The 6,530-nt window shown below is 72.1% G+C and carries 5 protein-coding genes; 3 read left to right on the top strand and 2 right to left on the bottom strand.

The window, feature by feature from the left end; translation table 11 throughout:
* Positions 1–2,052: endo-beta-N-acetylglucosaminidase (locus tag ACWF9Z_RS33260; RefSeq protein ID WP_453608696.1), on the top strand; the 2,052-nt coding region annotated here is incomplete at its 5' end.
* A 151-nt stretch (positions 2,053–2,203) separates the two neighbouring features.
* Here the strand turns inward: ACWF9Z_RS33260 and ACWF9Z_RS33255 are convergent.
* Both ACWF9Z_RS33255 and ACWF9Z_RS33250 read right to left on the bottom strand, forming a co-directional pair.
* Positions 2,204–3,622 carry an ATP-binding protein gene (locus ACWF9Z_RS33255; protein WP_453608693.1) on the bottom strand — a complete coding sequence of 473 codons (1,419 nt, stop codon included), beginning with the start codon at positions 3,620–3,622 and terminating at the stop codon, positions 2,204–2,206.
* Positions 3,623–3,635: 13 nt separating this feature from the next.
* Positions 3,636–4,397 (bottom strand): response regulator transcription factor, encoded by a 762-nt coding sequence (locus ACWF9Z_RS33250; RefSeq protein ID WP_453608690.1) that lies wholly within the window; start codon positions 4,395–4,397, stop codon positions 3,636–3,638.
* 357 nt (positions 4,398–4,754) lie between these two features.
* Between ACWF9Z_RS33250 and ACWF9Z_RS33245 the strand changes: the two genes are divergently transcribed.
* The gene (locus tag ACWF9Z_RS33245; protein WP_356659964.1) at positions 4,755–5,540 is read left to right on the top strand and encodes an amino acid ABC transporter ATP-binding protein; all 786 of its coding nucleotides are present in this window, start codon (positions 4,755–4,757) and stop codon (positions 5,538–5,540) included.
* A gap of 91 nt (positions 5,541–5,631) precedes the next feature.
* Complete coding sequence (locus ACWF9Z_RS33240; RefSeq protein ID WP_453608687.1) at positions 5,632–6,486, top strand: glutamate ABC transporter substrate-binding protein; 855 nt, start codon at positions 5,632–5,634, stop codon at positions 6,484–6,486.
* Positions 6,487–6,530 lie beyond the last annotated feature (44 nt).

The following is a 6,530-nucleotide window of genomic DNA, read 5'->3' as shown; positions in this document are numbered from 1 at the left end:
GCGCCGACGGCCGCGCCCTCCGCCCGGTCCGCAGCCGGGGCCGCCTCCGCGCCCGGACCCGGACCCGCACCCGCACCCGCACCCGCCGAGGCCCTCGCCGGGCCGGCCCCGTACGCCTCGTACTGGTTCCCGGACTCGCTCCCCGGTGGCGTTCCCGGCCCCGGGATCACCTGGCGCTCCCTCATGCGCTGGAGCCCCGAGTCGGATCCCGACCTGGCGCACAACACCGCGACCGTGCCGCTGGCGCCCCGCTTCACCCCGGTCCCGGCGAACGCCTCCGCCCGCGCGGGCCAGGCCCGCATCACCTCGCTCGTCTCCTTCGGGAGCACCGCGGGAAATCCCTCCCAGGGGTCCGTGACCGCCGACTCCTACGCCCTCACCCACTGGGCGTACATCGACGAGCTGGTCTTCTGGGGCGGTTCCTCCGGCGAGGGCATCGTGCTGGCCCCGAACGCGCCCGTCGTCGACGCCGCGCACCGCAACGGCGTGCGGGTGCTGGGCAACGTCTTCCTGCCGCCCCTGGCCTACGGCGGCGACCTCCGGTGGACCCGGGACCTGGTGCGGCGGGACGCCCTCGGCCGGTTCCCGGTCGCCGAGAAGCTGGTGCGGGTGGCGCGGACGTACGGGTTCGACGGCTGGTTCGTCAACGCCGAGACCGGGGGCGGCGACAGCGAACTGGCCTCCCGCACGCAGCAGTTCCTGCGGGCCCTGCACGCCGCCGGCGAGCCCCACGGGCTGCGCGTCACCTGGTACGACGCGATGAACTCCACCGGGCAGGTCGGCTGGCAGGGCGCGCTCAACGAGCTCAACCAGGAGTTCTTCGAGGACCGCCGGGGCAAGGTCGCGGACACCGTGTTCGTGGACTTCCGCTGGACCCCGGCGAAGCTGGCCGCCTCCGGGACGCTCGCGGACGGCCTCGGGCGCAGCCGCTACGACCTGTGGGCGGCCGTGGACACGGAGTCGAACGGCTGGAACGCCTCGGTGGACTGGGACGCGATCGTCCCGCGCGAGCGCGACCACGTCGTCTCCTACGGCTTCTACCGGCCCGAATGGACCCGCAACCACCTCACCGACCGCTCCCCGGGCGCCTTCCACCGGGCCGACGACCGGTTCTGGACGGGCGAGTCCCTGGACCCGGCCCGTCCCGACCCGCACGGCACCTGGCGGGCACCCGCCACCGCCGTCGCCGACCGGTCCACCGTGTCCGCGCTGCCCTTCGCCTGCTCCTTCAACACCGGGCACGGCGAGCGCTGGTACGAGGACGGCAGGGCCGTGTCGGACACGCCGTGGAACCACCTCGGCCTCCAGGACCGGCTGCCGGGCCGCCGCTGGGTCGTGGACACCACCGGAACCCGCCCCGAGGTCACCCTCGATTTCTCCGCCGCCTGGCGCGGCGGTTCCAGCCTGCTCGTCTCCGGTGGGCTCACGGCCCCGGCCGCCGTCGGGCTGCACTCCACCCGGCTGCCGCTGACCCGCTCCACGGTCGTCGAGCTGGTGCACCGGGCCGAGTCGGGTCCGGTCGCGGTCGAGCTCGGCGTGGCCACGCGCGAGCCGGCCGCCCCGGGCCGGGAGGTCCCGTACACCTGGCTGAAGGGGCGGGACCGCGCCGCCGGGCAGGGCTGGCGCACGACCCGGGTCCGGCTGTCGGATCTGGCGGGCGGCACCGCGTACGGCCTGGCCGTACGGATCACGGGACGCGGAGAGAGGCCGGTGCGCTGGCGGCTCGGCGCCCTGTCGGTGCGCGACGGCGCCGCGCGGCCACGCCCGGGCGCTCCGGGGACACCGGCCGTGACCGCCTCGGCCCAGCAGTCCGGCACGGCGGCCCTGCGGCTGTCCTGGCGGCGGGCGGCCGGACCGGTCCGGCACTACGAGGTGTCCCGCGTCCTGCCGGACGGCGCCCGCCGCTTCCTCGGCGGCACCTGCGCCGCCGCCCTCTACCTCCCGGCCGTCGAACGGGCCGGGCTGGAGGAGGCTGCTGTCCTCGAGGTCCGGGCCGTGGACGAGCTGTACGCCGTCTCCGCGCCCGCCCGCACCACCCTCGCCTGGACCTGAGCCCTCCGACGCACCGCCGACGCATCTCCGCGGCACCTCCGCCGCGCCTCCGCCCGCACCTCCGACGCGCGAGGGCCGGGCCGCGCCGGGAGGACCGCCGGCCCTCCCGCCGGCGTACGGCCGGGGCCCCCGGGGCCGGGGGCCCCTCGGTTCACTCGGGCCGGGCGGCGGGGTCGGTGCGCGGGACGGCCACCGTCACCCGCAGGCCGTGCGGCGGGTTCGTCCCGTAGGAGAGGGACCCGCCGCCGGCGGCGAGCAGGGCGCGGGAGATGGACAGGCCGAGTCCGGAGCCCTTGACGTTCTGGTGGCGTCCGCTGCGCCAGAACCGGTCGCCGACGCGGAGCAGCTCCTCTTCGGTGAGGCCGGGTCCCCGGTCGGCGACCACGACCCGTACCTCCTCGCCGACCACGGAGAGCGACACCTCGACGTCCTCGCCCTCCGGCGTGAACTTGAGGGCGTTGTCGATGACGGCGTCGAGCGCGCTGGACAGGGCGATCGGGTCGGCCCAGCCGGTGGCGGCGGTGCGTCCCGTACCGGTGAGCCGGACGCCCTTCTCCTCGGCGAAGGGGCGCCAGGCGGTGACCCGCTCGGCGGCCAGCCCCGCGATGTCGATGAGGCTGATCTCGGCGGTGGCGTGCTCGGCGAGCGCCAGGTCCAGCAGATCGTCCAGGACCTGTGTCAGGCGCTTGCCCTCCGTGCGGACGGAGGCGATCTCCTCGTTGCCCTCGGGGAGTTCCAGAGCGAGCAGCTCGATCCGCAGGAGCAGCGCGGCGAGGGGGTTGCGCAGCTGGTGCGAGGCGTCCGCGACGAAGGCCCGCTGCTGTTCCAGGACCTCCTCCACGTTGTCGGCCATCTCGTTGAACGAGCGGGCCAGGCGTCTGAGTTCCGGGGGGCCGCCGGCGGCCGCGACGCGGGAGTTCATCCGCCCGGTGGCGATGCCGTGGGCGGCGGCGTCGAGGGTCTGGACGGGCTTGAGCACCCAGCTGGTCAGCCGCAGGGCGGCGCCGAAGGCGAGGAGCATGGCGGCGCCGAGCCCGGCGGCGATGAGCAGCCAGCCCCACAGGATCCGGGCGCGCATCTGGTCGGTGGGCGACTCGGTGGCGACGACGGCGACCACGTCCCCGTCGAGGACGACCGGGGAGGCGACGAGGAGTTTGCCGTGGGTCTGCCAGGGCCACACCTGGCCCGGGTCGTGGCTGCGGCGCCCGGCGAGGGCTGCCTCGAAGGCGAGGCGGCCCTCTCTCGACTTGGGGAACTGCCACCAGCCGGGGGCTCGGACCATGGCGTTGTCGTCGCGCAGGAAGATGCCGACGTTGATCCCGTACAGCTCCTGGTAGCGGGCCAGTTCGACCTGGAGGGTCTCGCGGCGCTCGTCGGCGCCGCTGGAGTTCGAGCCCTCGGCGTCGATGACGAACTGGGCGAGCGCGGCGAAGCGGGCGCTGTCGTCGATCCGGTCGACGACCACCCGCTGCTGCTGCCCGGCGGCCAGCGACACCGCGAGCGGGAAGCCGAGGGCGAGGAGCACACCCGCCATCAGGACGACGAGCAGGGGGAGCAGGCGGGCGCGCACGACGGATCCCCCGCTAGAGGGCGGGCGGCGCGGAGTCGGCGGGCGCGGTGGCGGCGGCCTGCGCGGCGGGCGGCACGACGAGCCGGTACCCGACGCCGCGCACGGTCTCGATCAGCGCCGGCATCCGCAGCTTGGAACGCAGCGAGGCGACGTGCACCTCGAGGGTCCGCCCGGTCCCCTCCCAGCTGGTGCGCCAGACCTCGCTGATGATCTGCTCGCGCCGGAAGACGACGCCGGGACGCTGCGCGAGCAGGGCCAGCAGATCGAATTCCTTGCGGGTGAGCGGCACGTCGTCGCCGTTGACGCTGACCCTGCGGGTGGACAGCTCGACGCCGACCGGTCCGAGACGGACGGTCCCGGGCGTGGCCGTACCCCCGGCGACGGTCTCCTCGGAGGCCCCGGTGCGGCGGGCGACGGCATGGATGCGGGCGAGGAGTTCGCCCGTGTCGTACGGCTTGGTGACGTAGTCGTCGGCGCCCATGTTGAGTCCGTGGATGCGGGAGCGCACGTCGGCCCGCGCGGTGACCATGATGACGGGCGTACTGGTGCGCTTGCGGATCTTGCCGCACACCTCGTACCCGTCCTGGTCGGGCAGACCGAGGTCGAGCAGGATCACCCCGTAGGGAGCGGCGCAGCCCGCGGCGCCGGCCGGCAGCAGGGCCTGCAGGGCTTCCTCGCCGCTGCGGGCATGCGTCACCCGGAAGCCGTGCCGGGCGAGGATCGCGGACAGGGCGGCGGCGACGTGGTCGTCGTCCTCGACGAGCAGCAGTCTCATGTCGTCACCCTCTCTCCCTCTGTCTCGTCCGTCGGGGGCAAGTCCGTGGTCATATCGTGCAGGCACCCGGGGACCACGCGCGTCCACGGGTTGTCCGGCCGCCGTCCGCTTCACGGCCACCAAGCATCCACGCCGATGGAGACTCCCACGTCAAGGCGGTTGTGGTCCGGCGGGGCTTCCGTACTGCTTCCGTTATGCGCCCGGCGGGTCCCGAAGGCCCGCCAGGAGCCCTGCGCGTACGGAGCGTATCGGTGCGAGGCCCGATCGTTATGCTCAATTCTCCCTCAGATGTGATGACGGTGTGAGCGTCACCTCATTACTGTCCTCCCAACCGACGGAGGACGGAGCTAGAAGCCGATGAGCGGAGTATCAGTGACCAAGGACGTGCGGGACGCGGCCGGTGCCCCGGACGACCTGGTGGTGCTGAACAACGTAAACAAGCACTTCGGCGCGCTGCACGTGCTTCAGGACATCGATCTGAGCATTGCCCGCGGTGAGGTCGTCGTGGTGATCGGCCCTTCGGGGTCGGGCAAGTCCACGCTGTGCCGGACCATCAACCGCCTGGAGACGATCGACTCCGGCACCATCACGGTCGACGGGAAGCAACTCCCGTCCGAGGGGCGCGAACTGGCCCGACTGCGCGCCGATGTGGGCATGGTCTTCCAGTCGTTCAACCTCTTCGCCCACAAGACGGTCCTGCAGAACGTCATGCTGGGCCAGCTGAAGGTCCGCAAGACGGACCAGGCGGCGGCGCTCGAGAAGGCGAAGTCCCTCCTCGACCGCGTGGGCGTCGGCTCGCAGGCCGACAAGTACCCGGCCCAGCTCTCGGGCGGCCAGCAGCAGCGGGTCGCGATCGCCCGTGCGCTGGCGATGGACCCGAAGGTGATGCTCTTCGACGAGCCGACCTCGGCGCTCGACCCCGAGATGATCAACGAGGTGCTGGAGGTCATGCAGCAGCTCGCCCGCGAGGGAATGACCATGGTGGTCGTCACGCACGAGATGGGCTTCGCCCGCTCCGCCGCCAACCGCGTCGTGTTCATGGCCGACGGGAAGATCGTCGAAGAGGCGACGCCCGAGCAGTTCTTCAGCAATCCGCGCAGTGACCGCGCCAAGGACTTCCTGTCGAAGATCCTGCACCACTGAGCTTCGCATCTGGTAGTGATCCGGTGACGGATCGTCGTCCAGCAAGCAACTCTCACGCCTGTCTCACGTCTCACTTCGAGGGAAGTCCACCATGAAGCTCTCCAAGGTCGGCGCGGCCGCCGCCGTCGCCGTAGCTCTCGCCCTGACCGCGACCGCCTGTGGCGGCGACAGCGACAAGCCCGCCGGCGACGCCGGCTCGAGCGCCGGTGCCAAGAAGGACAAGATCGTCATCGGCATCAAGTTCGACCAGCCGGGTGTGGGCCTCAAGACCCCCGACGGCAAGTTCACGGGCTTCGACGTGGACGTGGCGACGTACGTGGCCAAGGAGCTCGGCTACGAGCCGGACCAGATCGAGTTCAAGCAGGCCGTCAGCGCCGAGCGCGAGAACCTCCTGGCCAACGGCGACGTGAAGCTGGTCGTCGCGAGCTACTCGATCAACGACAAGCGCAAGGAGAAGGTCGACTTCGCCGGCCCGTACTTCCTGGCGCACCAGGACCTGCTGGTCCGTGCCAACGACACCTCGATCACCAAGGCCGAGGACCTCAACAAGAAGAAGCTCTGCTCCGTCACCGGCTCCACCTCGGCGCAGAACGTCAAGACCAAGCTGGCCCCCGAGGCCGACCTGCTCGAGCAGGGCGGCTACTCCGAGTGCCTGACCGGCCTGGAGAACAAGGCCGTCGACGCCCTGACCACGGACAACTCGATCCTGGCCGGCTACGCCGCGCAGGACAAGAACAAGGGCAAGTTCAAGCTGGTCGGGCTGAGCCTGAGCAACGAGAACTACGGCATCGGTCTGAAGAAGGGTGACAAGGACCTTCAGACCAAGGTCAACGCCGCCATCAAGAAGATGGAGGCGGACGGCGCCTGGGAAGCGGCCGTGAAGAAGAACTTCGGCCCGGCCGACTACAAGAACGAGCCGGCTCCGGCGGTCACCGAAGGCAGCTGACCCGGCGGCCGGTCCGCCGGCCGATTCATCGGTGAGGGACGTCG

Source organism: Streptomyces sp. NPDC054961, assembly GCF_053609145.1.
The sequence above is the reverse complement of the archived record's forward strand: the minus strand, read 5'-3'. Positions and strand labels throughout refer to the sequence as shown.